This is a genomic window from Nonomuraea sp. NPDC052129 (genome assembly GCF_040680095.1).
Taxonomy (GTDB): Bacteria; Actinomycetota; Actinomycetes; order Streptosporangiales; family Streptosporangiaceae; genus Nonomuraea.
Map to the genome: position 1 here is coordinate 230,734 of NZ_JBFAVX010000011.1, position 25,595 is coordinate 256,328.

Below are 25,595 nucleotides of genomic sequence, written 5' to 3' on the forward strand. Positions count from 1 at the left end.
GCCTATCCGCCCTCAGCAGCCCGCCTTGTAGAGGATCTTCTGGATCTCGGGGGTGTTCAGGTTCTGCTTGGTGACGATCGTGGCGTCGGTCGGGATCGAGGCGGTGACCGGCTGGCCCTTCACCGCGGCGACGGCCTGTTCGACGCCCTTGGCGCCGATCTCGCCGGGCAGCTGGGCGATCAGGGCGGACACGACGCCGTCCTGGAGCTGCTTGACCTGTGCGGGACCGGCGTCGAAACCGACCATCTTCACCTTGTCCAGCTTGCCCGCCTGCTGGAGCGCGGAGCCCGCGCCGGTGGCGGAGTTGAGGTTCGTGGCGAAGATCCCGGCCAGGTCCGGGTCCTTGGCCAGCGCGGCGTTGACGATCTTGGAGGCTTCGCTGACGTCGTTGTGCGAGTACTGGACGCCGAGATAGGAGATCCCCGGGTGGCTCGCCTTGATCTCCTCCTCGAAGCCCTTGATCCGGGCGTCCACCGAGCTGACGCCCGGGTCAGTGGAGATCACCAGCGCCTTGCCCTTGTCGCCGATCTGCTCGGCCAGCGCCTTCGCGGCGGCGGCGCCGCCCTTGACGTTGTCGGTACTGATCCGGGACAGACCGATGCTCGGGTCCTCGACCACCGTGTCCACCAGGATGATCTTGATGTCCTGCTGCTTGGCCTGGGTGAGCGGCGCGATCAGTGCCTTCACATCGGTCGGCGCGATCAGCATGGCGTTGGGCTTGCTGGCGATCACCGAGTTGACGATCGGCGTCTGCAACGTCGGGTCGAACTTCTGCGGCCCCTGTACGTCGAGCTGCACACCCAGCTCCTTGGCCTTGGCCTTGGCGCCGCAGGCCATGGTCTCGTAGAACTCCTCGCCGGCCAGCCCTTGGATGAGCGTTATCTTGGTGGGCCCACTCTCGGTTGTCGTCGTCCCACCACCACAGGCCGCGACGGTGAGCAACAGCGTCGCGAGTGCCAGAGCCTTACGCATGCCTGTCTCCTTACTGGTCGCGCCTGCCGCGCTGCCACTGGTCGACATAGACGGCGGCGACGAGCACGGCGCCCACCACCACCTGCTGCCAGAACGGCCGCACCCCGAGAATCTGGAACCCGTTCTGCAGCACCACCGGGATGAACACCCCGATGACGGTCCCGACCACGGTCCCCACGCCGCCGAACAGCGAGGTGCCGCCGATCACCACGGCCGCGATGGCCTGGAGGTTGTCGGTGGAGTGGGCGGAGACGCCGGTGATCCCGTACTTGGCGAGCGACAGGTACCCGGCCAGGCCCGCCAGCAGCCCCGCCAGGCCGTACACCTTGATCAAATGCCTGTTCACGGCAACGCCGCCACGGCGGGCCGCCTTGGCGTTGGAGCCGATCGCGTACGTGTGGCGGCCGAAGCGGGTGCGCGCCAGCGTGACACCGAGCACGAGGGTGATCGCGGCGCAAATCCACGCGATCAGCGGCACGCCGAGCCAGCGCGCCAGCCCCAGACCGAGGTTGAGGTCGCCGGGCGCGCGCAGGTCCACGCCGCCGGTCAGCAGCAGCGCGCCGCCGAGCGACATGCCCAGGGTGCCGAGCGTCACGATCAGCGCCGGTATGCGGCCCTTGGCGATCAGAAAGCCGTTCAGCAGCCCCCAGGCCAGACCGGTCAGTACGGCGGTCGCGGCGCCGAGCAGGAGTGAGCCGGTGGCGTCCATGAGCTTGGTGGCCGCGACCGCGCTGAACACCAGCACTCCCCCGACGGAGAGGTCGATGCCCGCGGTGATGATCACGTAGGTCATGCCGGTGGCGAGCAGGAGCAGGATGGCGGCGTCGCTGACGAGGTTGAGGAGGTTGAAGGAGGTGGCGAAGCTGGTTGGGCGGAGGATCGAGAAGACGATCAGGAGGGCGGCTAGGACGGCGGCTATCCAGACGACTTGGCGGTCGCGCAGGCGGGTCTTCTCGGGGGCGCTCGCTTCGGGCGGCGATTCAACTACGCTCACTTGAGCCTCTCACCTGGGAATCTCCGGCTGGCCTTCTTGCCCAGTTGCTTGGGTCGTGGCTTGACCGGAGGCTTCTTCAGCACCTTGACCGGCGACTGCTTCCTCAGCGGCCTGTTCGATGGCGCCTGTCATGGCCCCGACCAGATCCTCCATCGAGACCCGCGCCGTCTCGAACCTGGCCACCCGCCGCCCGAGCCGCAGCACCTCAACCCGATCAGACACTGCCTTGACGTCCTGCATGTTGTGACTGACCAGCACCACCGCCACCCCGGTGTCCCGCACCCGGCGGATGAGATCGAGCACCTTCTGCGTCTGCACCACCCCGAGCGCGGCGGTCGGCTCGTCCATGAACACCACCCTGCGCGCCCACGTCACCGCCCGCGCGACCGCGACCCCCTGCCTCTGCCCACCCGACAACGTGGAAACAGGCGCACTCTGCGATTTGAGCCGCACCCCGAGCGTTTCACAGGCCTCTCTGGTACGGGCGCGCATGGCCGCGTTGTCGAGCAGCCCAAGCCGACCGCGCAGGCCCTTGTGAAGCAGCTCCCTGCCGAGAAAGAAATTGGCCGCCGGGCTCAGATCAGCACACAGCGCCAGATCCTGATAGACCGTCTCGATTCCGGCACCCCTGGCCTCCTCGACCGACCCGAACTCCACCGGCTCGCCATCCACGACGATCTCACCGGCGTCCGGCCCTTCGGCGCCCGAAAGGATGTTGACCAGCGTCGACTTCCCGGCGCCGTTGTCGCCGACCAACGCGACGACCTCGCCTGGGAGCAGCGCGAAGTCCGCGCCGCGCAGAGCCTCCACGTGGCCGTAACTCTTGACGATCCCGCGGGCTTCCAGCAGCGGTGCGGACATAGAACTATCAAGTGCCGCGTATGACATCGTTGTCAACCCCGATCTTCACACGGCTTGGCAGGGCCTCGTACGAAGTCCGCAACCATGCGTGACGATGACGATCGACCTTAGAGAAGATCATCACCCGGGCGCTCGTCTCCCAGCTCCGTCTGCCAGGATTCGAGCTACCCGATCTATTCGATCTAGGAGAAGGGAGTCTTGACATGGCAGTGACCAACACTGGGATACGGCGATTACTCGCGGACTCGGGAGAACAGCGCGGCTGGGTGTCACCCAGAACAGACCTGGTCACCGCGCTGCTGGGGGTCTGGTTCGGCATCGGCCTGATGATCGACGCGTGGGCGCACTCCAACCTGACGCAGCTGGAGACGTTCTTCACGCCTTGGCATGCGGCGTTCTACTCGGGGTTCGCCGTGGTCTCCGGCTGGATCATCTGGCAGGTATGGCGCAACGTCCAGACCGGCCGCCAGGGGGTCGCGGCGGTGCCCACGGGCTACCTGGCCGGACTGCTCGCGATTCCGGCGTTCGCCGTCTTCGGGCTCCTGGACATGATGTGGCACACCTTCCTCGGCATCGAGACCACCATCAACATCCTGTTCAGCCCCTCGCATCTCGGGCTGATCGTGACGATGCTCCTCATCATCACCACACCGCTCCGCTCCCTGTGGAACGCCCCCGGCCTTGGCCCGAGCCCTTCGCTGGGCCGGATGCTCCCGGCACTGATCGGGCTCGCGTTCGCCACCACGCTGGTGTCGCTGTTCCTGGGGTACGCCGATGCCCTGCAGTGGAGCCCGCAGGGCATCGTCAGGGCCTTCTCCGACATGGAAGGCCAGGGCGCCGACCGGCTGGCCGCCGGCATGGTCATCAGCAACGTTGTCACGCTCGCCCCCGTACTGTTGCTGGCGCGTCGCTGGCGCCTGCCGTTCGGCAGCGTGACCATCCTGCACGCGGTGGGCATCCTGATGTCGGGCGCGCAGACCGCGTTCGGGAATCTGCTGGTCCTGCTGACGTTCGTGGCCGCGGGCCTCGTGAGCGACCTGCTGATCCTCTGGCTGAAGCCCTCGGGCGAGCGACGGGGCGCTTACTGGGCGTTCGCTGGGTTGTCGGGCTTCCTCACCTGGTCGCTGTACATGGGGGCGGCGTCGGTGGCGGGCGGCGGGCTGCCTGCCGTCACCGAGCTGTGGACCGGCGCGCCGGTCGTGGCCGGACTGGTCGGGCTCGCGCTCGGGGCGCTGTTCCTGCCCAACGCTGTCACTGCCGAGCCGGTCCGGCCCAGCGCGGCCGACGCGGAGCCGGTTCCGCCCGGAGCGGTCACTGCCATGCCGGTTCGGCCCAGCGCGGCCGACCCCGAGCCCGTTCCGCCCAGCGCGGCCGACCCCGACCGGGCATGATCCGAGTCCTCCGGGTCCTCTGTCTGGCCGCCATCCTGATGCTGGCGGGCGCCGCTCCGGCCGCCGCGCACAATGTCACGGTCGGAGCGGATCTGCGGATCGCCCAGACGATCGCGGGCACGGAGGTCACCGTCGTCATCGAGGGGACGAAGCGGGTGCCCGGGCCTTTGCAGATCGGTGTCATCGCCTTCCAGCCGGTCACCGACCTGCCGGTCGCCCTGGAACTGCGCTCGGTCGCGGACGGCCGTACGGTGACGGGCGTGGCACGGGCCGCGTACAAACCTCAGTACACGCAGCTCACGGTCGACCGAACCGGCCCGCACGAACTCACGCTGCGCGCCGGGAACGAGACCGCCGTGGTGCCGTTCCGCGTCCTGGTGGGCCGCGGGTCGGCGATAGAGCTACTGATCTACGGCGGCCTGCTGGTGGCGGCCCTGCTGATGATCGGCGGCCTGCTCACCGGGGCACTGGCCCGCCGCAATCAGGCGATGCTCCTGACGGGCGGCGCCGCGATCGGTTTGACGGTCGCCGCCATGGTCGTCATCTTCGAGCCACTACTCCCCGCCGCCCCACCCGACGGCGCCCCACCCACGGTGGCGCCGACGGTGGGAGCGGGGGCGGGAGCTGGGGCAGCGTCGGGGGCGCAGACCGGCGGGCGCCCGTTCGTGCAGGGCCGGGTGGAGACTCTCCCGGCCCGCCCAGCCGTCGGAGAGGAGTTCACGTTGCGGCTCGACCTCATCGACGGATCCACCGGCCGGCCCGTGGACGACTTAGTCCTGCACCACGAGGCCCTCGCCCACGTGATCGTGACGAGCGAGGACGGGCGCTGCTTCCGCCACATACACCCGCTGCGCACGGCACCGGGCCGGCTGGAGGTCAAGATGCGAGCCGACCGGCCGGGCCGGTATCTGGCGTACGCCGAACTGGAGCGCGAGGACTCCGGCGGGCAACTCATCACCGGCGAGTTCAGCATCAGCGGCGACACTTCTGTTGGGGCGGAGACGCCCGTTGAGACCGTCACGCCGCTCATGCAGCCCGCCGCTCCCGTCGCGGGCCGCCCAACGACGATCGAACTCAACACGTCCGGCACCCCACGCCCCTGGTTGGGCATGACCGGCCACCTGATCATCCGCAGCCAGGACGGCACCTTCCTCGGCCACGTACACGAGATGGGTACGCCCGGCCCCCGGCTCCGCTTCACCTTCAGCTTCCCGTCGCCGGGCCGCTACCTCGCCTGGGCGCAGTACGCGACCGGCGATCACATCGTGACCGCGCCTCTCACCATCAACGTCACGGCATCGGGAGCCGCGCAATGAAGCGGGCTGCGGTGGCCGTCGCCGTTCTCGCGGTGGCAGTGGTGACGTTTCTCATCGTGGGTAGAAACTCGGCCCCTGATCCGCTCCAGGTGACCGCCAGAGGAACGCACTACGCCGCCACCGTATCGATCGACCGGCCGACCACCGGACGCGTCGTCGTGGACGTGCGGCTGACTTCAGGTGACGTGGACGGCGCGGCCCTGTCCGCCGTGATGCCCACCATGGGCCACGCCATGCCGGAGGTCGCTGCCCAAAAGCCGGAGCCGGGCCACTTCGTCGCCGAGGGCGAGTTCTTCCCGATGACCGGCGTCTGGGAGCTCTCGATCCGGCTAAATGGATCTGCGGGCGAGGAGGTGCTGACCGTGAACGCGCCAATAGCCGGCTGATCGGCGCACGATCGGCCAGCGCGGCGCGAACTCCTGGCAGACGGTCTCGATCCCCGCGCGCCTGGCCTCCTCGAGGGGCCCAAACGCGATCGGCTTACCGTCCACGGCGATTTCGCCCGATAGCGCAATTATGAGCGCATGGACTGCTCTTCATTGGCACGGCCATACCAACATGTCCCACGGGTGTGAGGAGCGCGGGGGCGACGAGGTCGCCCCCGCCGGCACGTGCCGTTCACCCCTACGGGCCTGGAGAGCACCTCCTACGCCAAGGAGGACGGCAAATGCAGGGTGGCGGTGTCGGGACCGTACGGTTTACGGTCCCTCGGGGACGTCCTCTTCTGCCACCAGGCTCTTACGTAGAAGTTCGTGGCGGGGATGCGGGTGTCAGACTACGGCTGAACCAGATGGTCTTCCCCATACCGCAGGAGACTGGTTCGTACCGCCATTCGTCCGTGAGAGCAGCCACGATCGACAGGCCGCGGCCGTGGTCTGAGTCGTGTCGGACCATGAGACATCGAGGTCGTTCAGCACCCTGGTCATAAACGTGCCCAGTCAGCGCCTCGGGGGTTAGGCCCAAGTACAGCCTGATCGGAGGGGCTCCGTGGATCAGCGCGTTGGTGACCAACTCGCTGATGACCAGAGTGATGTCGTCGATCAGGTCGTGCAGATTCCACGAGGTGAGGGTGTCGCGGACCAGATCGCGAGCCTGCCCGATGATGACTGGATCATCAGGCAGGTCCCAGTGCAGATCCTGCTTGACTTGCACGGTGCTCGCCATCAGGCCGCCCGGAGACCACCTCGGCGGATGGGAGAGGTACTTGGGCGCAGCATTTGACTTGCGGAAAGACCTACGGAAGCGCTTGAGGAAGCTGAGCGTGAACGCCATGGACAGGTACCGTTCAGTATCGGTGACTGTGAATGGGTGTACTGGTAGCCCCGCCAGGCATACGGGGCGTCACGGGGCGGCATCCGCGTGCCCAACGACGGGGGCTGCCAGCGTCTATGGGCGCGGGTTGTAGGCGAGGTAGGCGGGTCCGCGCCATATCTCCCTGCCGGTGTCGGGTAGCAACTCGGCCAAGGGGCGACTGCCCAGTTCGCGGTAGTGGGCGGCGAGCCGTTCTGCTGCGGCCCGCACGGTGGCGGCATACGTCCAAAGCGGCGCGGGGCGCTCACGAGTGTTAGGGACGAGCCACCAGAGCCACGTACCGTCGGTGTGGACCAGCAGGCCGATGTAGATCGAGACGATGACTTGGTCGTCTCGTAGTGGCAGGGCGAACGCAGGGATGTTGTGCTGCCGAGCAAGGGTCCGGATGAGCTCGGCGGCGCGCTCCTCCGCGAGCGAAGAGGTCTGCTGCGTGCCCACGGGTCGGACGGTGGGCTTGTGGGTGTTCACGTTCTTGCCTCGCTCTCCGGCTGGGTTGACCCTTACCAGAATGGCGATCGAGAACAGAGAGTGACAGGGAAATCACCCCACAGTCACACCACGCTCTCTGTAGGCTCGCCGTGTAGCAGTTCCAGCACAAAGAGTCACGACGGGAGGTCCATGTCCAGATCAGCGGAGATCGACCCGGACGAGAGCCCCCGGGCCGCGTTCGCCTACCTACTTCGGCGGCTCCGCATCTCGGGCGGGCTGACACAACGCGATTTGGCCGAGCGGCTCGGCTACTCCGAAAGCCAGATCGGCATGGTCGAGCAGGGCCGGCGCCGCCCGACGCAGCATCTCGCCGACCTCCTCGATACCGAGTTCGGCGTCGAAGAGTTCGGTCAGCTGTACGTGCGTACGACCTGGGCTGGCAGCCCCGAGCATTTCCGCGCGTGGCTCGACGAAGAGCAGGAGGCTACAGCGTTGCGCAGCTGGGAGCCGATGCTGGTAACCGGGCTCCTGCAGACCGAGGCGTACGCACGCGCACTGTTCGCCGCCGAGCCCGGGATCACTCCCCAGGAGGTGGACGAACGCGCCGAAGCCCGCATGCAACGTCAGAGGGTCTTGACGAGGGACAAGCCGCCGACGGTCACCGCCATCATGGACGAGGGAGTCCTGCGCAGGCCGGTCGGGGGCTCAGAGGTGATGCGAAACCAACTCGCCCACATCCTGGACCTGGCGCAGCATCGCCAGATCTCCGTACAGGTCGTGCCGTACAACGCTGGGGCATACGCGGGGCTGCTCGGCGGGCTGATCATCGCCGAGCGACACGGGACACCATCGACGGTGTACGTGGAGTCGCAGCCACACGGTCGAGCGTATGAGGATCGAGCCATTATCTCCGGCGTTCTGCGGCGTTACGATTACGTCCGTTCAGAGGCCTATCCGCACCATCTATCGTTGAACATCATCAAGGACGTGATGACGCATGGCCCACATTGACACCCCTGACCTTCAGCACGCCGAATGGCGAAAGAGCCGTCACAGCGGCGGGGACGGCGGCAACTGCGTAGAGGTCGCCACCAACCTGCCAGGGGTGATCGCAGTCCGTAACTCCCGGCACCGCTCCGACAAACCGTTGATCTTCACCCCATCGGAGTGGACCGCCTTCCTCGCGGGCGTCAACGACGGCGAATTCGACATCACCTGATCGAACGCTGTAGGCGACGGGGAACCTGGACTCCAGGTTCCCCGTGGACGGGCTGGGCGTGCAGCGGATAGTAGAGCCGCTCATAGGCCCAGAGCGTGGTCACCGTCACCACACCGTTGTCGGTCTTGCCGAAGCGGCCCAGCCATTGGCGGCCGACATGCGCGGTGGCCGTGCCGTCCTTACGGTCGCCGCTGTCATCGATCACCAGCACCCCACCCGCGTGCGGTATGGTCACCGGCTCGGCCAGCAGCAGCCCCAGGCGCTGAGTATTGATCCGATCGGGATCCCAGCACGATTCGACTTGGAGAGACGGGAAGTTCGCCGACACGACCTGCAACCGTGTCGCGCGCACAAAGACTCCAACAGAAACGGTGAGCCGCCCATACGTGTGGGCGGCTCACCGTTATTCCCTGCCAGGTCAGGTGACGAGCTACGGAGCCCCTATGCGCAGAAATTCAGCATAGATTTGATGCAGCAGAACTGCATATCGATAATGGGCGTCGACAACTTCTCGCTCTTCGACGGCCATGTTTTCGCCGAATCGTTCCAGGCGAGAGATGACCCCTTCAAGCAACCCCATGACGTCCGCCCGGCTCGGCCTGAATATCCCCTCGTCGACAAAAAGGATCACCTGGGTCACATGTTCGTCGGCGAGAGCTAGGTCGCCATGAATGAGTGCAAGGTTCTCTCCTGCGCGCAACAGATTCTCACCGCGGCGTAGACCGGGAAACGGCAAGGATCGCCAGAGGGCGTAGCTCTCCATGAAATCCGACAACGACTCGTCCTCTCATTAGTCGGCGCCATACCAGAAGGTTACGGCCTTGCCGCCGGGGCCGATGATCCCGCCCTTACCCGTCTGGGGGTCCACGTATTTTATCCCGCGCGCACCGTCCACCAGCGTCTCCAAGCTGGCGTTGAGCCCCCTCTTCCCTCCTGGCTGGGCAATTCCCGTCGCCCAGTCTTGCGCATCCTGGAGGTACTGCTCACGCGTGACACCGCGCCCCTTTGCATGCTTGTCCCAGTGGTATTCAAACTGATCCTGAGAAGATCTGCCGCTGGGGTTATGGAAGACGTCGTCGATCTTCTCGGGGCACAATCCCGAATTGTGCACCAGTACGGGCACTGTACCGGCGAGCACATAGTACGTGTGCAGGTCGTCGACTGTCAGGTTGTACATCAACCGCACTGAGTCGAAGGTGCGTACCTTGACCACTTCAGCAGGCCGTCCGTCGGCAGCTTGGAGCGTGTCCTCAGGGTACAGGTCGCCGGCATCCACCCACATCTTGCGCGCGCTGTCCCAGAAGGGGTGCTCCATCGTTGTGTGGAGCGTGCTGGGCACGCCATCGACGGATTGGACGGCGACATCCGCCATCTCGGTGTCGACATTGCGATGGACCGCGGTCACTTTCCTGGCCCCGGCCTGGCCCGTCTCCGGGTTGGTGGCCCATACTTCGTCGCCGACCTTGACGTCCTCGATGTTCTTTCGAGTTCCGTCGGCCATAAGAACTTGGGTGCCGGCCGCGAAGCTGTTCAGGCACGGATTCCTTACCACCCTGCCGCCGAACTTAGGTACAGCTCCGGGCCTGACGGCTTCTGCTTCCGGAGCGATGAGCATAGAGAGTACGTTCGCGCCCCAGTAACCGGTTTTATATTCGGGTGACGTCGGCGGTGTCGAAGATGACAGGTTGCGCGGCGTCGGTTCAGGTTACGTCGCGATGGCGCTCGGCGTAGGTGAAGGCCAGGAACTCCTCCAGTTCCTCGTCCGACTCGAAGGTGTCGGCGGCGAGGTCCTCCACGGAGCGGATCGGCTGGGTGTTCTTGGCCGCGAGCAACTCCTCGACTGACAAGCGGGGCCTGATCGGCGGGTAGGCGGGGTGGTCCGCTTCATGTGTGCTCATGAGGACCTCCTCCGGAGCGCTGCTGGCTGGCTGAATTCAACTTACGATGCCCAGCCCTCGTGGATACTGGGCTTTCACTCGTCGTTTCTTCTCGCCGCCATGTTCACGTGCGGTCCGTTTGGCGTGCGACGCCGTATTGCTGTTCGAGGTGGGTGACGCTGGGGCGCCGCGTCGCCATTGATCGCGGCGCCCCTTGCCTCGGATCATGCGGTGCAGTCGTACAGCCCGTCCTGGCCGGTCACGGCCTTGCAGTTGGCCTGGACCCACGTAGTGACCTCGTTGTTGCCCCTGCCGGGGCCGCCCCGGTCGTCGCCGCCAGCCAGCACGTAGCGGAGCTTGCCGGACGCCACCAGCTCCTTGAGGCGGGTGACGGTCATGGCGGGGTCGCTGCCGGTGAAGCCGCCCATGGCCATGACCGGCTTGCCCGTGGACAAAATGATCGACGACGCCTGCATGGCACTGCTCACGGCCACGAGCCACTCCGCGTTGCCCTGGTTGGCCTCCAGGTAGGAGATCATCGAGCTGCTGACACCGCCTCCGCCGCCGAAACCGCCCATTCGTCCGAACCGGCCGTCCGCGTCCTGTCCGTCCTGCCTGTCCTGAGCCCGGCTGTCCTGCGCATCCTGCCTGTTCTGGCCCTGTCCGTCCTGGCCGTTCGGTGGGGTCATGGGAGGCTGGCTGTTCTGGCCGGGGCGCATCATGCCGCGGAAGCCGCCTCCAGGGCCGAAGCCCATCCCGCCCGTGGACGGGCCCGCGGTCGGGTTCGAGCCGTTGACCTGCGACCCCAAAGGCGACACCGCGTACGCGGCCGGTCCGGCGAGCCCGGCGATCACTGCCGCCGCCAGCCCGATCGCGGCCAGCCGGACCGCGACCTTGCGACGGAACGTGGCCAGAACCAGCCCCACCATCGCCACAATGGTCGCGGTGAGCACCACCCAGGCCAGCCATGGCAGGAAGTCGGGTGTACGGCGCAGGACCATGAACGACCAGGCGCCCGTGACGGCGATGCCCAGGGGCAGGACCCACACCCACGCCCGCGAGTTCCGGTACGCATCCCACATGGCCAGTCCGCCGAAAGCGGTGATGGCGGCGACGGCGGGCGCCATGGCGGTCGTGTAGTACGGGTGGAAGGTGCCGCTGGCGAAGCTGAACACCATGAAGTGCACGACGAGCCACCCACCCCAGACCAGCCACGCGGCGAGGCTCGCTCCGGGCTGAGCAGCAACCCCCGAAGCGCCGACGAGGATGGGCGAGGCAGTGACTCCGGACGCGGCACCACTCTTAGGCGCGGCGCCAACCTCGGGCGTGACCAGGCCGACCCATGGCGTGGTCGCCTCAGGCTTGGCGAGGCCGCTCGCGTCCGCAGCGCCCCCAGGCTTAGCGGCGGCGCTGGTGTCCGTGTCGGCCCCAGGCAGGGCAGTGAGTTTGGCGCGCCGCCACCGGGCGGTCAGCGCGAACACCAGGGCCAGCCCGCAGAACGGCAGCAGCCACGAGATCTGGCCCGCCATCGTGTCGTTGAACAGCCGGTCCGCCCCCGCCGCCCCACCGAACGAAGCGCCACCGCCACCCCCGGGACCGCCACCGCCCTGGCCGAAGATCCGGCCCAGGCCGTTGTAGCCGATGACCAGGTCCCAGACAGTGTTGTCGGTCGAGCCGCCTACATACGGACGGGAGTCAGCAGGCCACAGGTCGACGATCACCATCCACCAGACGCTCGACACCACCATCACGGCGCCCGCCGCCAGCAGATGCCCGACACGCTTGACCCACGAGACCCGCGCACACAGCAGGTACGCCAGCGCGAAAGCGGGCACCACCAGGTACGCCTGGAGCATCTTGACGTTGAACGCCAGCCCCACGAACAGCGAGCACACCAGCAGCGACCCCAGCCGCCCGGTGCGCAGCGACTCCAGGCAGAACCAGGCGGCCAGGACGAGCAGCAGTACCAGGATCGTGTCGGGATTGTTGTCGCGGTTGATCGCCACGGTGATCGGGGTGAGGGTCATGACCACGGCCGCGATCAGGCCCGCCACGTGTGCCTGCCGTACCTCCGAGTGGGCAGACACGACGAAGGGGTAGGCCCGTCGGACGGCCGAGAACACCAGGCCGACGGAGGCCACACCGGCCAGAGCCTGCGGGATCAGCATGCTCCAGGTCGAGAAGCCGAAGATCCGCGCTGACAGGCCCATCACCCACAGCGCCAGCGGGGGCTTGTCTACCGTGATGTAGGAGCTGGAGTCGATCGCGCCGAAGAAGAACGCCTTCCAGCTCTTGGTGCCCGACAGGATGGCGGCGGAGTAGTACTCGTTGGCGTTGCCGCTCAGTGCCCAGGTGTAGAGGACGAGGGCGACGGCCAGGACGGCCCAGAGCGCGGGCCGGGACCAGCGGGGGTCCCCCGGGGCGCCGCGCCAGATCTGGGCGGGGCGAGACACGCGACGGTGGCCGGGATGGTCGACGGTCATGGTCATGACGTCCTCCGGCGAGGGTTGAAGACCCAGACGCGCAGCAGCAGGAAGCGGACCAATGTGGCCAGAGCGTTGGCGACGACGACCGCGACCAGCTCCACCCGATGAGAGACACCGTTCGGCAGCAGAGCCAGCCCACCGGAGGTCAGCGCCAGCCCCACGAGGAACGCGATCAGCCCCTCGAACTGGTGCCGCATGACCCCGGCCGACCCTGTCACCCCGAAGGTGAAGCGCCGGTTGGCCGCGGTGTTGGCCACGGCCGTCACCAGCAGCGCGATCGCGTTGGCCGCCAGTACCGGAATCGCCTGCCGCAGCCCCGAGAACAGCAGCAGGTACGCCAGCGTGCTCACCACACCCACGACCGCAAACCTGGGCAGTTGCGCCGCCATCCCGCGCGGCAGCCGCGCCTGGGAGACACGGGCGGGCACCGGGATGCGGGCCGCGCCGGACAGCGTCTTGCGGGCCACCCTGACCAGGCCGCGCAGGTCGTCCATGGCGGTCTGGAAGACGTCCACCCGGCTGTCGGGGTCGTCGACCCAGTCGACGGGCACCTCGTGGATGCGCAGCCCGTGCCGCTCGGCCAGCAGCAGCAGCTCGGTGTCGAAGAACCACTGTTCGTCCTCGACGGCGGGCAGCAGCGCCTGCGCGATCTCGGTGCGTACGGCCTTGAAGCCGCACTGGGCGTCGGAGAATTTCGCGCCCATGACGGAGTGGAGCAGCAGGTTGTACGAGCGGGAGATGAGCTCGCGCTTCGGCCCGCGCACCACCCGCGACGACCTGGCCAGCCGGGTGCCGATGGCCAGGTCGCTGTGGCCCGACAGCAGGGGGGCCACCAGCGGCAGGAACGCGTCGAGGTCGGTGGACAGGTCGACGTCCATGTAGCTGACGACGTCCGCGTCGCTGTCCGACCACACCTGGCGCAGCGCCCGCCCGCGTCCCTTGCCGTCCAGGTGTACGGCCCGTACGTGCGGCAGTTCGGCGGCCAGGTCTGTGGCCAGCTGCCAGGTGTCGTCCGTGCTGGCGTTGTCGGCGATCGTGATGCGGTAGTCGTAGGGGAAGGTGCCCGAGAGGTAGGCGTGCAGCCGGCCGATGCTGTCGCGCAGGGCCCGCTGCTCGTTGTAGACCGGGACGACCACCTCGACCAGCCGGGTCTTCACTGTTGTGTGCATGACCCAGATCCCATCGTTGGGGTCTTTAACGGGAATTAGCCGATTATGAGTGAGGGGTGAGATTCCCGGGCAGTTCGACGATCGCGACCGCGCCGCCGCCGGGGGCGTTCTCCAGGCGTACCTTTCCGCCCGCCTCGGCCACGGCCTGCGCGACGATCGCCAGGCCGAGCCCGGAGCCGGGCAGGCCGCGCGCGGCCGGGGAGCGCCAGAAGCGCTCGAAGACGTGTGGCAGGTCCTCTTCGGGGATGCCGGGGCCGTGATCGCGTACGGTCAGCTCGCCCTGTCGCAGGGTCACCTGGACCTCGCCGTCCGGGCTGAACTTGGCGGCGTTGTCGATGAGGTTGAGTACGGCACGTTCCAAGGAGGCGGCGTTGCCGACGACGTACCAGGGCAGGAGGTCGATCGTGACGTCGGCGCCGCGCAGCCTGGCCCGTTCGACGGCGGCGGTGACCACCTGGTGCAGGCCCAGTTCGACGTGCGGCTCGTGGTCGGTGTCGCCTCTGGCCAGCTGCAGCAGGTCGCCGACGAGCGCGGTGAGCTCGGCGAACTGGGCCTTCACGTTGATCAGCAGGCGTTCCTTGGCGCCGGGGTCCAGGCTGCGACCGGTCTGCTCGCTGCGCAGCAGCAGGTCGATGTTGGTACGCAGGGTGGTCAGCGGGGTGCGTAGCTCGTGCCCGGCGTCGGCGACGAGTTGCTGCTGGCGCTCGCGTGATCCGGCCAGAGCGGTGATCATGCCGTTGAACGCCAGGCTCAGCCGGGCGATCTCGTCGCTGCCTTTGACGGGAATGGGGGTGTCGAGGTCCTCTGTCTGGGCGATGTGCTCAACGGCCTTGGTGAGGCGGCCGACGGGCGCCAGAGCCGTACGGGAGATGGCCAGGCCCGCCCATCCGGCACCGAGCACGCCCAGAGCGGCGACGGCCGCCAGGGCGAACGCGGTGTTGCGCAACGTGTCCTGAAGGTGGAACAGGGGCCTGGCCTCCAGGACGGCCACACCTGGCGAGAAGTTCACCGTCACAACGCGCAGCGGCATGCCGTCCTTGGTGACGCCGTAACGGTAGATCGGCTTATCGGGGTGGGGGATGGCCCGCTTGTCCTCCTCGGTCACCACGATCGGCGAGCCCAGCGAGCAGGTGGTACCGGTCCCGTCCAGCAACGTCACCAGGCCGGCGGCGTATTCGGCGGGGGTTCCCTCCGCCGTGCAATTCTCCCTCAGCCATCTCTGGTCGTTCTTGTCCTCGGGGTCCATGATGGTCTGGTCGAGCTGGCGGACCATCTGCTCGCGCACGATGAACCACGACAGCCCGGCGCAGGCCGCGATGGCCAAGGCCACGGCGACCGTGACGAGGAGGGTGAGCCGGGAGCGCAGGCTGTAGCGCCTCACAGCGCGGCCCGGAGGGTGTAGCCGACCCCGCGGACGGTGTGGATCACCCGCGGTTCGCCGCCGGCCTCGGTCTTGCGCCGCAGGTACATCACGTACACGTCGAGTGAGTTGGACGTCGGCTCGAAGTCGAACCCCCACACCTCGCCCAGGATCTGCTCGCGGGTCAGCACCTGGCGCGGGTGCGTCAGGAACAGCTCCATCAGCAGGTATTCGGTCCTGGTCAGGTCCAGCCGCCGCTCGCCCCTGGTGACCTCGCGGGTGTCGGGGTCCATGCGCAGGTCGCCGTAGGTCAGCGTGACCTCCGGGACGGCCGAGTTGAGCGCGCCCCGCCGCAGCAGGGCGCGGACCCTGGCCAGCAGTTCGTCCAGCTCGAACGGCTTGACCAGGTAGTCGTCGGCGCCCGCGTCGAGCCCGGAGACCCGGTCGCCGACCGCGTCGCGCGCGGTCAGCATGAGGACGGGGATGTGGTTGCCCGTGGCCCTGAGCCGGCGGCAGGCGGTCAGCCCGTCGAGGCGCGGCATCATGACGTCGAGCAGCACCGCGTCGTACGTCTCGCGCGCCACCTGGTCGAGCGCGGCCTGCCCGTCGTTGGCGGTGACGACCTTGTAGCCCTCGAACTCCAGGCTCGACTGCAGCGCCTCGCGCAACGCGGGCTCGTCGTCCACCACCAGCAACCGTGCGGGCTCACTCATAATCTTTACGCTAAGGCCCCATCATGAGAACGCCATGAACGGTTCCGGGGCCCTTTTATGAGTGCTACCACGTGACGGGCATGGCGTTCGCCCCGAAGATGACCTGACTGTACTTGAATGACACCTCCTCCTCGTCCACCGCGAGACGCAGCGACGGGATCCGCTCGAACAGCGTCCGGTAGGCGATCTCCAGCTCGGCCCTGGCCAGGTTCTGGCCGAGGCACTGGTGCACGCCGTAGCCGAAGGCGACGTGGTGGCGGGCGCCTCGGTCGATGTCGAACTCGTCCGGCCGCTCGAAGGCCCGCTCGTCCCTGTTCGCCGAGGCGCCGAGCACGAAAATGCCCTCGCCCTTCTTGACGAGCTGCCCGCCGATCTCCTGGTCCTCGATGGCCACCCGGTCGAAGGCCACCCAGTCGACGATCGACAGGTAGCGCAGCAGCTCCTCGATCGCCATCGGCCACAGTCCCGGGTCCTCGCGCAGCCTGGCCAGCTGGCCGGGGTGGCGCAGCAGGGTCAGGACGCCGAGCGGGATCATGTTGGCGGTGGTCTCGTGGCCGGCGATGAGCAGCAGCGAGATCATGCCGACGATCTCGTCGTGGCTCACCTCTCCCGCCACGATCAGCCGGCCGAGCAGGTCGTCCTTGGGCTGCTTCTCGGCCTCGGTGACGAGGTCGTCGAGGTAGCCCTTGATCTCCACGATCGCCGCGAAGCTCGCCTGCGGGTCGTCGCTCGACACCATCATGCGGGTACGCGACTGGAAGAACTCGTGGTCGCTGTACGGCACGCCGAGCAGCTGGCAGATGACCAGCGACGGCAGCGCCAGCCCGAAGTCGGCGACCAGCTCGGCCTCCGGCCCCTTGGCGAGCATGTCGTCGATGAGCAGGTCGGCGGTCCGCTGGATGCCGGGCCGCATCTCCTTGACGCGCCTGACGGTGAACTCGGGGATGAGCAGCCGCCTGAATCGGCCGTGCTCGGGCGGGTCCATGTCGATGAACTGGCCGACCCTGAATCGTTCCATGAATTCGCGCTGTTCCTCGGTGGGCTCCTCGGTGGTGAAGGCGTTGTTCGGATGGCCGGGGGTGGCCGGGCTGGTGCTGATGCCCTGGCCGTTCAGCACCTGCCTGGCTTCGGCGTACCTGGTGACCAGCCAGACGTCGCCGTTGGGCAGCGACGTTCGTACGAGCGGCGCCTCCTCGCGCATCCGCTCGTACTCGGGGGGCGGCGCGTACGGACACGTGCGCGGGACAGGAAAGGAGGAGGTCATAGTCTTGCTCCCTACGAAGCCGGAACTGCATTGCTTACTTACGCGAAAGTAAGCAATGGAGGGCCCGGCCGTCAAGCGAACGGAGTGGAATGGCAGGGCGGCGGACCGATACACGCGAGCGGATCCAGCGGGTCGCGATGGAGCTGTTCGCCGAGCGGGGCTACGACAAGACCACGTTGCAGGAGGTCGCGGAGCGGCTGGAGATCACCCGGCCGGCGCTGTACTACCACTTCCGGACGAAAGAGGAGATTCTCGCCAGCATCGCCGAAGGGTTCATCGCCTCGCTCGACGAGCTCGCGGAGTGGGCCCGTGCGCAGCCGGACACGTTCGAGGCCCGGCAGGAGATCCTGCGGCGGATCTCCGAGCTGCTGGAGGACAAGTGGCGGCCGCTGATGCGCTTCGCGCAGATGAACCAAGGGGCGTTCGCCCAGTCATCGGTGGGCGACCAGATGCAGGAGCGCATCGTCACGCTGGTGTCGGTGCTGAGCAGGCCGGGGGCCGACGCGGTCGTGCAGTTCGAGGCGCGGCTGGCGGTGTTCGCGCTGATCCTGGGCGGGGTGCCGGAGCTGTTCGGCATGGACCTGCCGCCGTCCGAGCTGGCCGCCGCCGCCATGACCGTGGCGGTCCGGCTGGTCTCGGACCACGAGTCCTCAGGCCAGTAGGGCCATCGCCGCGTTGTGGCCGCCGATGCCGCTGACGCCGCCGCCCCGCCGAGCGCCGGCGCCGCACAGCAGGATCCGCTCGTGCCCGGTCTCCACCCCCCAGCCGCCTTCCTCCGCGTACGGCCAGCTCAGGTCCCGGTGGAAGATGTGCCCGCCGGGCAGGCCCGCCTCGTTCTCCAGGTCCACCGGCGACTTGGCCTCGACGCAGGGTGTGCCGTCAGGGCCGCGCAGGAGGCAGCTCTCGATGGGCTCGGCCAGCACGCTGTCGATGGAGGCCAGGGTGGCCTTGAGCGCCTCCTCCCGCGCCTTGTCCGGATTGTCGCGGAACAGGCGGGCGGGCATGTGCAGCCCGAACAGCGTCATCGTCTCCGCCCGGCCCCGCAGCTCGGGGCCGAGGATCGACGGGTCGGTCAGCGAGTGGCAGTAGACCTCGGCGGGCGGCAGGTCCGGGATCCGGCCCGCCACCGCCTGCGCGTGGGCCCGGGCCAGCTGGCCGCGGCCCTCGTTGATGTGGAACGTACCGCTGAAGGCCGCGCGCGGGTCCACCGAGTCGTCCTTGAGCCGCGGCAGCCTGCTCAGCACCATGTTGACCTTCAGCTGGGCGCCCTCGGGCACCTCCGGCGTCGCGCCGAGCAGCCGGTCGAGCACGGCAGGCGGCAGGTTGACCAGCACGTGCCGTCCCGTGACCGTGTGTTCGCCGTCGTCCGCGCGGAACGCCACCTCACCCGATGGGGAGATCCCGATGATCTCCGCACCGGTCCTGATCTCGGCGCCCGCCTGCCTGGCGGCCGCTTCGAGCGCCCCTGACACCGCGCCCATCCCGCCGACCGGCACGTTCCAGTCGCCCGTCCCGTCGCCGATCACGTGGTAGAGGAAGCACCGGTTGGCCAGCAGGTCCGCGGCGGGGTCGGCGAACGTCCCGATCAGCGCGTCGGTCAGCACCACGCCGCGTACGGTGTCGTCACCGAACCGCTCGTCCACCGTCTGCCCGATCGGCCGCTGGAACAGCTCCCGCCACGCCTCCGCGCCCACCAAGCGCTCGATCTCGGCGGGGGTACGCAGGGGTTCGAGCAACGTGGGCGCCAGGACCCGGGCCACCTCGGCGGTCAGCCCGTAGAACTCCCGCCAGGCCCGGTGGTCGGCGTCGCCTCCGGTGACGGCCCTGAACGAGGCGGCGGTCGCCCCTTCGTCGCCGTCGTCCACGAGCAGGCCGGTGTCGCCGTGGGGCGTGTAGGAGGAATAGCGCCGCCGGCGCAGGTCTAGGCGGATCCCCAGGTCGCGGACGATCTCCGTGGGCAGGAGGCTGACCAGGTAGGAGTAGCGCGACAGCCGTACGTCCACGCCAGGGAAGGGCCGCGCGGAGATCGCCAGGCCGCCCACGTACCCGAGCCGCTCCAGCACCAGCACCCGCCGCCCGGCCCGCGCCAGATAGGCGGCCGCCACCAGCCCGTTGTGCCCGCCACCCGCGACAACGACGTCATAGGACCCCATACCGGCACCATACATAGTGATCGCTCTCGGGGAGGCCCACGCGCCGGGCGCCCTCAGCGGCATCGGCGGCAAGGTCGAGGGCGACGGCATCGGGGCCGCCGTCGCCGCCGCGGCCGATGAGGTGGCCGGGCTGTCCTGGCTGACCCTCGCGGAGGCGGAGGAGGACTCGAACTACCCGCCGTGGATCCTCCGCACCATGCGCAGGCTCTAGGTACCTGAGACGACGTCGGCCAGCGGGGTGGCCGGGTGACCGGTCAGGCGAGGGATGGCGTCGCTGACCCCGTCGAGTTCGCCGTTGGCGATGGCGGTGTAGGTGGAGACCCAGGCGTCGAGCTGCCAGTCCGGGGCTCCGTAGGGGGCGCGGGACCGGTAGGCCTCTTCCACGCTCTCGGGGTGGTAGGTGATGGCGCGCCCCGTGGTCCGCGACAGGATCGCGGCGACTTCGGCGAGGGTGAGCGATTGCGGGCCGGTCAGGTCGTAGGTGCCTCCGGCGTGCTCGGGAGCATGGAGCAGTACGCCGGTGGCGGCGTCGGCGATGTCGTCCTGCGCGACGACCGCGGCTCGCCCCTGCCCGCCGGGACCGCGGATGACGCCGTCGTCACCGACCAGGGCCGGTGTGAAGTCGGCGTAGAGGTTGTCGCGCAGGAAGGTGAAGGCCAGGCCACTCGCGAGGATGTGCTGTTCGGTGGCCCAGTGGTCGCGAGCCAGCGTGAACGTGGCGTCGGGGGCGGCGCCGTAGAAGGAGATGTAGACCAGGTGGGCGACCCCGGCCTCGGCGGCGGCGTCGACGAAGGTGCGGTGCTGCTGGAGGCGGTCGGGGGTTTCCGAGGCCGACACCATCAGGACCCGGTCGACGCCGTCCAGGGCCCGTAGGGCGGCGTCACGGTCACCGAAATCGCAGCGGACCGCGGTGGCATCGGCCAGCTGAGGGGCGCGGTCCAGGTCGCGTACCACCATGGTCTGCGGGACACCGGCGGCGGCGAGCCGCCGGACGACGCGCCCGCCGAGGCGGCCGGTGGCGCCGGTCACGGCGATCCTCGCTTGGCTGATCATGGACGGGCCTTTCCTGTCGAGGGCTCTCTCTATGGTGTCAAAGATCCGTGAGCCAGTCGGTGATCGATCGGTGCCGCGGGCGCCAGCCGAGGAGATCGCGGGTACGGGTGCCGCGCACGCGGCTGTTGGAGCCCAGCGCGTGGCGGGCGAACTGGGGATCCCAGACGTTGTCCGGCGAGTCGGGGTCCCAGGGCCGCGGGCCGGGCAGGCCGAGCGAGCGGGCGATGGCGCCGGTCATCGCGGCGAAGGACTCCTCGCCGTTCTCCACGAAATAGAACGTGCCGGGGCGCGTCTTCTCCAGGGCGAGAAGATACAGCTCGGCCATGTCGTCGATGTGGACGTTGGACCAGATGTTGCCGCCACTCCCGACGTGGCGGACCACACCGCCGGAGCGCGCCTGGTGGACCAGTGCCGCGATCAGGACGCTGTCGCGGCCCAGACCCCGTCCAGGTCCATAGATCAGGCTGTTGCACAGGACCGCGGAGCGCACGCCCTTCTCCGCGGCGCTCAGGACCAAGCGGTCGATGGCGAGGCGTGCTTTGCGGATGGGATGGTCGGGCTCCCAGGCGGAGCCCGCGTCGAGGATGTCCTCGCCGAAGATCTTCCCCGATGCCTCGCCTTCGGTGCCGACGCCCACGATGCTGGAGCCACTGGTGTGGATCAGCGGCTTGCCGGACCCGGCCAGCGCGGCGATGAGTGTCTCGACGGCGCCTCGGTGGTCGCTGCTGGCGGCGTTGACGACACCGTCGGCGCGGTGGGCCTGCTCGGTGAGCACCTCCGTGTCATCAAGGGTGCCCACCACCGGCCGGCAGCCGAGCCGGGCGAGGTCCTCGGCTTTGGCCTGGTCGCGGATCAGGCCGGTGACGGTGTGGCCCGCCTGAATGAGCCGGGCGGCGACGGAGCCGCCGATGTAGCCGCTCGCGCCGGTGACGAAGACATGCATGGAGACCGATCCTTTCCTGTACCGGGGCAGGAAAGGATCGGCCTGTGCTGGATAGAAGCGCAAGCTGGCTTGCCGAAGCGGCAAAACCCTCTGTCAGGGTCGGCTGGCGATCGCCAGGAGGGTGGCGGCGGGGGCGGCGAGTGAGCGGCCCCGGCGCCACACCGCGCGCAGGCTCCTGACCAGGTTGATCCCGGCCAGCGGCACCTCCACCAGCCGGCCCGTGGCCACCTCCGCCTCCACGGCGTACCCGCTGAGCACCGCGGGCGCCGCCCCGGCCTGGGCGGCACCCTTGACCGCCGAGTTCGAGCCCAGCTCCAGGCGCGGGCTGGCCCGGTGCAGGCTCCCGAACGCCACGTCCAGCGTCTCCCGCGTGCCCGAGCCGGGCTCGCGGACCACGAGCGGCGTGGCGGCCAGCTCCGCCCCCATCAGCGCGGTACGGCGCCGCGCCCAGGCGTGCCCCGGCGCCACCACGACCACCAGCCGGTCGGTGCCCACCACCCGGCTGGCCAGCCCCTCGGGCACGCTCGGCCCCTCGACGAAGCCCAGCTCGACCTCCTCGGCCAGGACCCGGGCGGCGACGTCGGCGGAGTTCACCACGTCGAGGCCGACCTGGACGTCAGGCTCCCGGTTCTGCAGCTCGCCCAGCCAGCGCGGCACCAGGTACTCGGCCACCGTCATGCTCGCCGCCACCCGCAGATGAGCCGCCTCGCTGCGCCGTACCGCCTGGGCGGCGCGCATCAGCTCCTGGGCGGCGGCCAGCACCTGCGCGGCCCAGCCCGCCACCATCTTGCCCTCGGCGGTCAGCGTGGACCCGCGCGGCGTACGCTCCAGCAGCGGCAGGCCCAGGCGGCGCTCCAGGTGCGCGATCCGCTTGCTGGCCGACGGCTGGGCGATGCCCGCGACCTTGGCCGCCTGCCCGAGGCTGCCCAGCTCGCCCACATCGACCAGGAGCTTGAGCGAGTCGAGATCCGGCAGCGTACTCATAGCCCAAGGCTATGACCTACCAGGCAACGCGTGGCTACCGAGCCCTCCCGGCGCTCAGAACACTGGGATCATGTACTCCACCGCGCGTGTGCCGCACGATCGTCCGCCTGGTGATCGTCTGCGCGACGATCGTCTGCCTGGCCTCGGCGCGGCGGCGCTGGCGGTGGTGTTCGCGCTGGTGGTGAACCGGTTCGTGCCCGTGCTCAGCCCGGCGGCCATCGCCGTGGTGTCGGGCGCGGCGCTGGCGAACCTGGTGGGTGTCGGCGAGCGGCTCAAGCCCGGTCTGCGGTTCGTCGCCAAGCGGGTGCTGCGTATCGCGATCGTGCTGCTCGGCCTGCAGATCGCGGTGCCGCAGGTGCTGGCGCTGGGCTGGCGGACGGTGGCCATCGTCGTGGTGGCGACCGGCGTCACGTTCACCCTCACTCCGCTGATCGGCCGCCGCCTGGGCCTCACGCCGGGCGCGTCACTGCTGGTCGCCACCGGGGTCTCGATCTGCGGCGCCGCCGCGATCGCGGCCATGCGCGAAAGTACCGACGACTCCTCCGACGAGGACGCGGCCGGCGCGCTCAGCGTGGTGGTCCTGTACGGCACCGCCGCCATCGCCGTGGTGCCGCTGGCGGCCTCCTGGCTCGGGCTGTCGGCGACGCAGCTGGGGGTGTGGGCCGGGGCGGCAGTGCACGAGGTGGCCCAGGTGGCCGCGATCGGCGCCGCCTCCGGCGTGCTGGCCACCGCCGTCACGGTCAAGCTCGGCCGTGTCATCCTGCTCGCCCCGATCGTCGCCCTGACCTCGTATCGCCACCGCCTTGACTCCCCCGGCCGGCTCAAGCGCCCGCCGGTCATCCCGCTCTTCGTGGCCGGCTTCCTGGCGATGGTCGCCCTCCGCAGCAGCGGCTTGGTCCCCGCCGCCGTGACCACCGTGGTCCCCCAGGTCACAAACGTGCTCATGGCCGCCGCCCTGTTCGGCCTCGGTACGGGGATCGACGCCCGCGCGCTGATCAAGGACGGGCGCGCGCTGCTGCTCGGCGCCGTGGCCACCGGCTTGATCGGGACCATCTCACTCGCGGGTGTCATGCTTCTCGTGTGATCACCGGCGGACGTCCTCCTCCGTAACGTGCTTATCCGGAACAAGCTTCGTAAAATAGACCGTTCCACCAAGCCGTCCTACGAAGGAGCACGAAACCCACATGCGCACCGCCGCCGACCCCATCCTCCGGCCGTCCGACGAGGTCGCCGAAGCCCTTGTCACCGGCGCTCCGGTCGTGGCCCTGGAGTCCACGATCATCTCGCACGGCCTGCCGCAGCCGCGCAATCTGGCGGTCGCCCGGGAGCTGGAGGACATCGTCAGGGCGGCGGGTGCCGTACCGGCCACGATCGCGGTGCTCGACGGCGTCGCCCGCGTCGGCCTGGACGAGGTGGAGCTCGAACGCATCGCGACCGAGTCGGGCCTGCGCAAGCTGGGCCAGCGCGACCTGCCGGTGGCGGCGGCACTGAAGGCTAGCGGCGCGACGACCGTGTCGGCCACCTCGTTCCTGGCCGCCCGCGCGGGCATCCGGATCTTCGCCACCGGCGGGCTCGGCGGCGTGCACCGGGGCTGGACCCAGGCGCAGGACGAGTCGGCCGACCTCGACACGCTCGCGCGTACCCGCATCACCGTCGTGTGCGCCGGGGTCAAGTCGATCCTGGACGTGCCCTCGACCCTCCAGCGCCTGGAGACCCGCGGCGTGACCGTGGCGGGATACCGTACGGACACCTTCCCGGGCTTCTACCTGCACTCCTCCGGCGAGCCGATCGACTGGCGGATCGAGTCGCCCGACGAGGCCGCGGCCATCATGCGCGGACAGGACGGGTTCGGCGGCCAGGAGACCGCGCTGATCGTCGCCAACCCCATCCCGGTGGACCGGCAGCTCGATCCGGCGCTGCACGACCGCGTACTGAGCGAGGCGCTGGCCGCCGCCGACCGCGCGGGCGTGACCGGGCAGAAGATCACCCCGTTCCTCCTCGACTACCTGGTACGCGGCACCGGCGGCGCCTCCCTGGAAGCGAACCTGGCCGCGGTCCGCGGCAACGTCGCCCTCGCGACCCAGATCGCGCTCGCCTGGTCACGAGCGTGAGCGGCGGCGGCCTCCTCGTCATCGGCGACGTCGTCACCGATGTGGTGGCCCTGCACGACACTCCGGTCATGTCGGGCACCGACACGGCCGCCGACATCGTGCTCCGTCCCGGCGGCTCGGGCGCGAACACCGCCTCCTGGGCCGCCCACCTGGGCGCCGACGTACGGCTGCTGGCCAGGCTCGGCTACGACAGCAGCGAGTGGCACACCGCCGAACTGCGCAAGACCGGGGTACGCCCGCACGTACGCGTCGATCCCCACCATCCGACGGCGATCGTGATCGCCATGGTGGACCGGACCGGCGAACGCTCGTTCCTCACCAACCGGGGCGCGGGCGGTCAGATCTCCGCCGAGGACTGGGACGGCTCGCTGCTCGACGGCGTGGGCCGCCTGCACCTGTCCGGCTACACGCTCTTCGCGGAGGCGGGGCTGGCGCTGGCCAAGCTCGCCATGGCCGAGGCCCGCGCCGCCGGGGTGACCGTCAGCATGGATCCCGCCTCGACCGGCTTCCTGCGCGAGTTCGGCGTCGCTCGTTTCCTGCGCGAATCCGCCCCCGCCCACCTCATCATCCCCAACCGGGACGAGGCCCTCCTGCTCGCCGGAGCGCAGGGGCCCGAGCGGGCCGCCGAACTCCTCAGCGAGAGGTACGGCACCGCGATCGTCAAGCTGGGACCCCAGGGAGCTCTGGCGGCCACGGAGGGCACTGTGACGGCGGCGGCAGCGGGGGTTCCAGCCGAGGTCGTCGACTCGACGGGCGCGGGCGATGCGTTCGCTGCGGGATATCTCACAGCGAGGTTGAACGGTGCCGGTGAAGGGCAGTCTTTGGACGCCGGATGCCGGGCCGGAGCCGAGTGCGTGGCCCTGGTGGGCGGTCGGCCACGGTACGGTTTGGAGCTGAACCTTCTTTACCCTATTCACACCGATTGATAGCTTGCCGCGTAGGCTGCACCAAGAACCACATGCGTATTGAGTGGCATCACGCGGCTCACT

General features: G+C 68.9%; 28 protein-coding genes. 10 read left to right on the forward strand and 18 right to left on the reverse strand.

Annotated features, from left to right (window positions below):
- Positions 1 to 12: 12 nt before the first annotated feature.
- From AB0L53_RS25290 to AB0L53_RS25300, 3 genes are read right to left on the reverse strand one after another with little or no spacing between them, the layout of a single operon-like run.
- A complete protein-coding gene (locus AB0L53_RS25290) occupies positions 13 to 972 on the reverse strand; it encodes an ABC transporter substrate-binding protein (RefSeq protein WP_363998287.1) in 960 nt (319 codons plus the stop codon).
- 10 nt (positions 973 to 982) lie between these two features.
- Entirely contained in the window at positions 983 to 1,966 is a 984-nt protein-coding gene (locus tag AB0L53_RS25295) for an ABC transporter permease (RefSeq protein WP_363998290.1), read from the reverse strand.
- A gap of 9 nt (positions 1,967 to 1,975) precedes the next feature.
- Positions 1,976 to 2,827 carry an ATP-binding cassette domain-containing protein gene (locus AB0L53_RS25300; RefSeq protein ID WP_358436425.1) on the reverse strand — a complete coding sequence of 284 codons (852 nt, stop codon included), beginning with the start codon at positions 2,825 to 2,827 and terminating at the stop codon, positions 1,976 to 1,978.
- A gap of 203 nt (positions 2,828 to 3,030) precedes the next feature.
- Here AB0L53_RS25300 and AB0L53_RS25305 point away from each other — a divergent pair, with 203 nt between their 5' ends.
- The 3 genes from AB0L53_RS25305 to AB0L53_RS25315 are packed head-to-tail and all read left to right on the forward strand — an operon-like array spanning position 3,031 to position 5,920.
- Positions 3,031 to 4,218: a hypothetical protein gene (locus AB0L53_RS25305; protein WP_363998294.1), complete on the forward strand. Its 1,188-nt coding sequence runs from the start codon at positions 3,031 to 3,033 to the stop codon at positions 4,216 to 4,218.
- Positions 4,215 to 5,534 carry a hypothetical protein gene (locus AB0L53_RS25310; RefSeq protein ID WP_363998297.1) on the forward strand — a complete coding sequence of 440 codons (1,320 nt, stop codon included), beginning with the start codon at positions 4,215 to 4,217 and terminating at the stop codon, positions 5,532 to 5,534. Before AB0L53_RS25305 ends, AB0L53_RS25310 begins: the two co-directional genes overlap by 4 nt.
- Complete coding sequence (locus AB0L53_RS25315; RefSeq protein WP_363998300.1) at positions 5,531 to 5,920, forward strand: hypothetical protein; 390 nt, start codon at positions 5,531 to 5,533, stop codon at positions 5,918 to 5,920. The genes AB0L53_RS25310 and AB0L53_RS25315 overlap by 4 nt, the downstream gene beginning before the upstream one ends.
- Positions 5,921 to 6,272: 352 nt before the next feature.
- On the opposite strand, the gene AB0L53_RS25320 is transcribed toward AB0L53_RS25315, so the two are convergent.
- Both AB0L53_RS25320 and AB0L53_RS25325 read right to left on the reverse strand, forming a co-directional pair.
- Positions 6,273 to 6,806 carry an ATP-binding protein gene (locus AB0L53_RS25320; protein WP_363998303.1) on the reverse strand — a complete coding sequence of 178 codons (534 nt, stop codon included), beginning with the start codon at positions 6,804 to 6,806 and terminating at the stop codon, positions 6,273 to 6,275.
- Positions 6,807 to 6,920: 114 nt separating this feature from the next.
- Positions 6,921 to 7,283 carry a hypothetical protein gene (locus tag AB0L53_RS25325; protein WP_363998306.1) on the reverse strand — a complete coding sequence of 121 codons (363 nt, stop codon included), beginning with the start codon at positions 7,281 to 7,283 and terminating at the stop codon, positions 6,921 to 6,923.
- A 180-nt stretch (positions 7,284 to 7,463) separates the two neighbouring features.
- Here AB0L53_RS25325 and AB0L53_RS25330 point away from each other — a divergent pair, with 180 nt between their 5' ends.
- A complete protein-coding gene (locus AB0L53_RS25330) occupies positions 7,464 to 8,285 on the forward strand; it encodes a helix-turn-helix transcriptional regulator (RefSeq protein WP_363998309.1) in 822 nt (273 codons plus the stop codon).
- Positions 8,272 to 8,493 carry a DUF397 domain-containing protein gene (locus AB0L53_RS25335; RefSeq protein WP_363998312.1) on the forward strand — a complete coding sequence of 74 codons (222 nt, stop codon included), beginning with the start codon at positions 8,272 to 8,274 and terminating at the stop codon, positions 8,491 to 8,493. The genes AB0L53_RS25330 and AB0L53_RS25335 overlap by 14 nt, the downstream gene beginning before the upstream one ends.
- Here AB0L53_RS25335 and AB0L53_RS25340 read toward each other — a convergent pair.
- The 9 genes from AB0L53_RS25340 to AB0L53_RS25380 all read right to left on the reverse strand — a co-directional run bounded on the left by AB0L53_RS25340 (position 8,486) and on the right by AB0L53_RS25380 (position 17,362).
- Positions 8,486 to 8,845: a transposase gene (locus tag AB0L53_RS25340; RefSeq protein ID WP_363998315.1), complete on the reverse strand. Its 360-nt coding sequence runs from the start codon at positions 8,843 to 8,845 to the stop codon at positions 8,486 to 8,488. The genes AB0L53_RS25335 and AB0L53_RS25340 overlap by 8 nt on opposite strands.
- 78 nt (positions 8,846 to 8,923) lie before the next feature.
- Entirely contained in the window at positions 8,924 to 9,268 is a 345-nt protein-coding gene (locus AB0L53_RS25345; RefSeq protein WP_363998318.1) for a hypothetical protein, read from the reverse strand.
- A gap of 15 nt (positions 9,269 to 9,283) precedes the next feature.
- On the reverse strand, positions 9,284 to 10,108 hold the full coding sequence (locus AB0L53_RS25350; protein ID WP_363998320.1) for a polymorphic toxin-type HINT domain-containing protein: 825 nt from the start codon (positions 10,106 to 10,108) through the stop codon (positions 9,284 to 9,286).
- A gap of 85 nt (positions 10,109 to 10,193) precedes the next feature.
- Positions 10,194 to 10,391 carry a hypothetical protein gene (locus AB0L53_RS25355; RefSeq protein WP_363998323.1) on the reverse strand — a complete coding sequence of 66 codons (198 nt, stop codon included), beginning with the start codon at positions 10,389 to 10,391 and terminating at the stop codon, positions 10,194 to 10,196.
- A gap of 203 nt (positions 10,392 to 10,594) precedes the next feature.
- Complete coding sequence (locus tag AB0L53_RS25360; RefSeq protein ID WP_363998326.1) at positions 10,595 to 12,859, reverse strand: glycosyltransferase family 39 protein; 2,265 nt, start codon at positions 12,857 to 12,859, stop codon at positions 10,595 to 10,597.
- The gene (locus tag AB0L53_RS25365) at positions 12,856 to 14,025 is read right to left on the reverse strand and encodes a bifunctional glycosyltransferase family 2/GtrA family protein (protein WP_363998329.1); all 1,170 of its coding nucleotides are present in this window, start codon (positions 14,023 to 14,025) and stop codon (positions 12,856 to 12,858) included. The genes AB0L53_RS25360 and AB0L53_RS25365 overlap by 4 nt, the downstream gene beginning before the upstream one ends.
- 43 nt (positions 14,026 to 14,068) lie before the next feature.
- Positions 14,069 to 15,406: a HAMP domain-containing sensor histidine kinase gene (locus AB0L53_RS25370; protein WP_363998332.1), complete on the reverse strand. Its 1,338-nt coding sequence runs from the start codon at positions 15,404 to 15,406 to the stop codon at positions 14,069 to 14,071.
- Complete coding sequence (locus tag AB0L53_RS25375; protein WP_363998335.1) at positions 15,403 to 16,098, reverse strand: response regulator transcription factor; 696 nt, start codon at positions 16,096 to 16,098, stop codon at positions 15,403 to 15,405. The genes AB0L53_RS25370 and AB0L53_RS25375 overlap by 4 nt, the downstream gene beginning before the upstream one ends.
- A gap of 64 nt (positions 16,099 to 16,162) precedes the next feature.
- Positions 16,163 to 17,362, reverse strand: coding sequence for a cytochrome P450 (locus AB0L53_RS25380; RefSeq protein WP_363998338.1), 1,200 nt, complete (start codon positions 17,360 to 17,362; stop codon positions 16,163 to 16,165).
- An 89-nt stretch (positions 17,363 to 17,451) separates the two neighbouring features.
- Here AB0L53_RS25380 and AB0L53_RS25385 point away from each other — a divergent pair, with 89 nt between their 5' ends.
- Positions 17,452 to 18,024: a helix-turn-helix domain-containing protein gene (locus AB0L53_RS25385; protein ID WP_363998341.1), complete on the forward strand. Its 573-nt coding sequence runs from the start codon at positions 17,452 to 17,454 to the stop codon at positions 18,022 to 18,024.
- Here AB0L53_RS25385 and AB0L53_RS25390 read toward each other — a convergent pair.
- Positions 18,013 to 19,515 (reverse strand): NAD(P)/FAD-dependent oxidoreductase, encoded by a 1,503-nt coding sequence (locus AB0L53_RS25390; RefSeq protein ID WP_363998344.1) that lies wholly within the window; start codon positions 19,513 to 19,515, stop codon positions 18,013 to 18,015. The two genes, AB0L53_RS25385 and AB0L53_RS25390, sit on opposite strands and share 12 nt — an antisense overlap.
- 16 nt (positions 19,516 to 19,531) lie before the next feature.
- Between AB0L53_RS25390 and AB0L53_RS25395 the strand changes: the two genes are divergently transcribed.
- Positions 19,532 to 19,726: a hypothetical protein gene (locus AB0L53_RS25395; protein ID WP_363998347.1), complete on the forward strand. Its 195-nt coding sequence runs from the start codon at positions 19,532 to 19,534 to the stop codon at positions 19,724 to 19,726.
- On the opposite strand, the gene AB0L53_RS25400 is transcribed toward AB0L53_RS25395, so the two are convergent.
- The 3 genes from AB0L53_RS25400 to AB0L53_RS25410 form a co-directional block, all read right to left on the reverse strand.
- The gene (locus tag AB0L53_RS25400) at positions 19,723 to 20,568 is read right to left on the reverse strand and encodes an SDR family oxidoreductase (protein WP_363998350.1); all 846 of its coding nucleotides are present in this window, start codon (positions 20,566 to 20,568) and stop codon (positions 19,723 to 19,725) included. The two genes, AB0L53_RS25395 and AB0L53_RS25400, sit on opposite strands and share 4 nt — an antisense overlap.
- Before the next feature lie 37 nt (positions 20,569 to 20,605).
- Entirely contained in the window at positions 20,606 to 21,511 is a 906-nt protein-coding gene (locus AB0L53_RS25405) for an NAD-dependent epimerase/dehydratase family protein (RefSeq protein ID WP_363998353.1), read from the reverse strand.
- Positions 21,512 to 21,604: 93 nt separating this feature from the next.
- A complete protein-coding gene (locus AB0L53_RS25410; protein WP_363998356.1) occupies positions 21,605 to 22,495 on the reverse strand; it encodes a LysR family transcriptional regulator in 891 nt (296 codons plus the stop codon).
- A 70-nt stretch (positions 22,496 to 22,565) separates the two neighbouring features.
- On the opposite strand from AB0L53_RS25410, the gene AB0L53_RS25415 reads away from it, so the two are divergent.
- From AB0L53_RS25415 to AB0L53_RS25425, 3 genes are all read left to right on the forward strand, one after another.
- Positions 22,566 to 23,579 (forward strand): putative sulfate exporter family transporter, encoded by a 1,014-nt coding sequence (locus AB0L53_RS25415; protein WP_363998359.1) that lies wholly within the window; start codon positions 22,566 to 22,568, stop codon positions 23,577 to 23,579.
- Positions 23,580 to 23,679: 100 nt separating this feature from the next.
- Positions 23,680 to 24,606, forward strand: coding sequence for a pseudouridine-5'-phosphate glycosidase (locus AB0L53_RS25420; RefSeq protein WP_363998362.1), 927 nt, complete (start codon positions 23,680 to 23,682; stop codon positions 24,604 to 24,606).
- Positions 24,603 to 25,532: a sugar kinase gene (locus AB0L53_RS25425; RefSeq protein WP_363998365.1), complete on the forward strand. Its 930-nt coding sequence runs from the start codon at positions 24,603 to 24,605 to the stop codon at positions 25,530 to 25,532. Before AB0L53_RS25420 ends, AB0L53_RS25425 begins: the two co-directional genes overlap by 4 nt.
- Positions 25,533 to 25,595 lie beyond the last annotated feature (63 nt).

Coding starts and splice junctions, on each gene's coding strand:
- AB0L53_RS25310 (WP_363998297.1), top strand. CDS start 4,215: ATGATCCGAGTCCTCCGGGTCCTCTGTCTGGCCGCCATCCTGATGCTG.
- AB0L53_RS25385 (WP_363998341.1), top strand. CDS start 17,452: ATGGCAGGGCGGCGGACCGATACACGCGAGCGGATCCAGCGGGTCGCG.
- AB0L53_RS25300 (WP_358436425.1), bottom strand. CDS start 2,827: ATGTCCGCACCGCTGCTGGAAGCCCGCGGGATCGTCAAGAGTTACGGC.
- AB0L53_RS25390 (WP_363998344.1), bottom strand. CDS start 19,515: ATGGGGTCCTATGACGTCGTTGTCGCGGGTGGCGGGCACAACGGGCTG.
- AB0L53_RS25360 (WP_363998326.1), bottom strand. CDS start 12,859: ATGACCATGACCGTCGACCATCCCGGCCACCGTCGCGTGTCTCGCCCC.
- AB0L53_RS25320 (WP_363998303.1), bottom strand. CDS start 6,806: ATGGCGTTCACGCTCAGCTTCCTCAAGCGCTTCCGTAGGTCTTTCCGC.
- AB0L53_RS25290 (WP_363998287.1), bottom strand. CDS start 972: ATGCGTAAGGCTCTGGCACTCGCGACGCTGTTGCTCACCGTCGCGGCC.
- AB0L53_RS25375 (WP_363998335.1), bottom strand. CDS start 16,098: ATGAGTGAGCCCGCACGGTTGCTGGTGGTGGACGACGAGCCCGCGTTG.
- AB0L53_RS25380 (WP_363998338.1), bottom strand. CDS start 17,362: ATGACCTCCTCCTTTCCTGTCCCGCGCACGTGTCCGTACGCGCCGCCC.
- AB0L53_RS25415 (WP_363998359.1), top strand. CDS start 22,566: ATGTACTCCACCGCGCGTGTGCCGCACGATCGTCCGCCTGGTGATCGT.
- AB0L53_RS25350 (WP_363998320.1), bottom strand. CDS start 10,108: ATGCTCATCGCTCCGGAAGCAGAAGCCGTCAGGCCCGGAGCTGTACCT.
- AB0L53_RS25330 (WP_363998309.1), top strand. CDS start 7,464: ATGTCCAGATCAGCGGAGATCGACCCGGACGAGAGCCCCCGGGCCGCG.
- AB0L53_RS25405 (WP_363998353.1), bottom strand. CDS start 21,511: ATGCATGTCTTCGTCACCGGCGCGAGCGGCTACATCGGCGGCTCCGTC.
- AB0L53_RS25365 (WP_363998329.1), bottom strand. CDS start 14,025: ATGCACACAACAGTGAAGACCCGGCTGGTCGAGGTGGTCGTCCCGGTC.
- AB0L53_RS25315 (WP_363998300.1), top strand. CDS start 5,531: ATGAAGCGGGCTGCGGTGGCCGTCGCCGTTCTCGCGGTGGCAGTGGTG.
- AB0L53_RS25400 (WP_363998350.1), bottom strand. CDS start 20,568: ATGATCAGCCAAGCGAGGATCGCCGTGACCGGCGCCACCGGCCGCCTC.
- AB0L53_RS25355 (WP_363998323.1), bottom strand. CDS start 10,391: ATGAGCACACATGAAGCGGACCACCCCGCCTACCCGCCGATCAGGCCC.
- AB0L53_RS25335 (WP_363998312.1), top strand. CDS start 8,272: ATGGCCCACATTGACACCCCTGACCTTCAGCACGCCGAATGGCGAAAG.
- AB0L53_RS25420 (WP_363998362.1), top strand. CDS start 23,680: ATGCGCACCGCCGCCGACCCCATCCTCCGGCCGTCCGACGAGGTCGCC.
- AB0L53_RS25305 (WP_363998294.1), top strand. CDS start 3,031: ATGGCAGTGACCAACACTGGGATACGGCGATTACTCGCGGACTCGGGA.
- AB0L53_RS25410 (WP_363998356.1), bottom strand. CDS start 22,495: ATGAGTACGCTGCCGGATCTCGACTCGCTCAAGCTCCTGGTCGATGTG.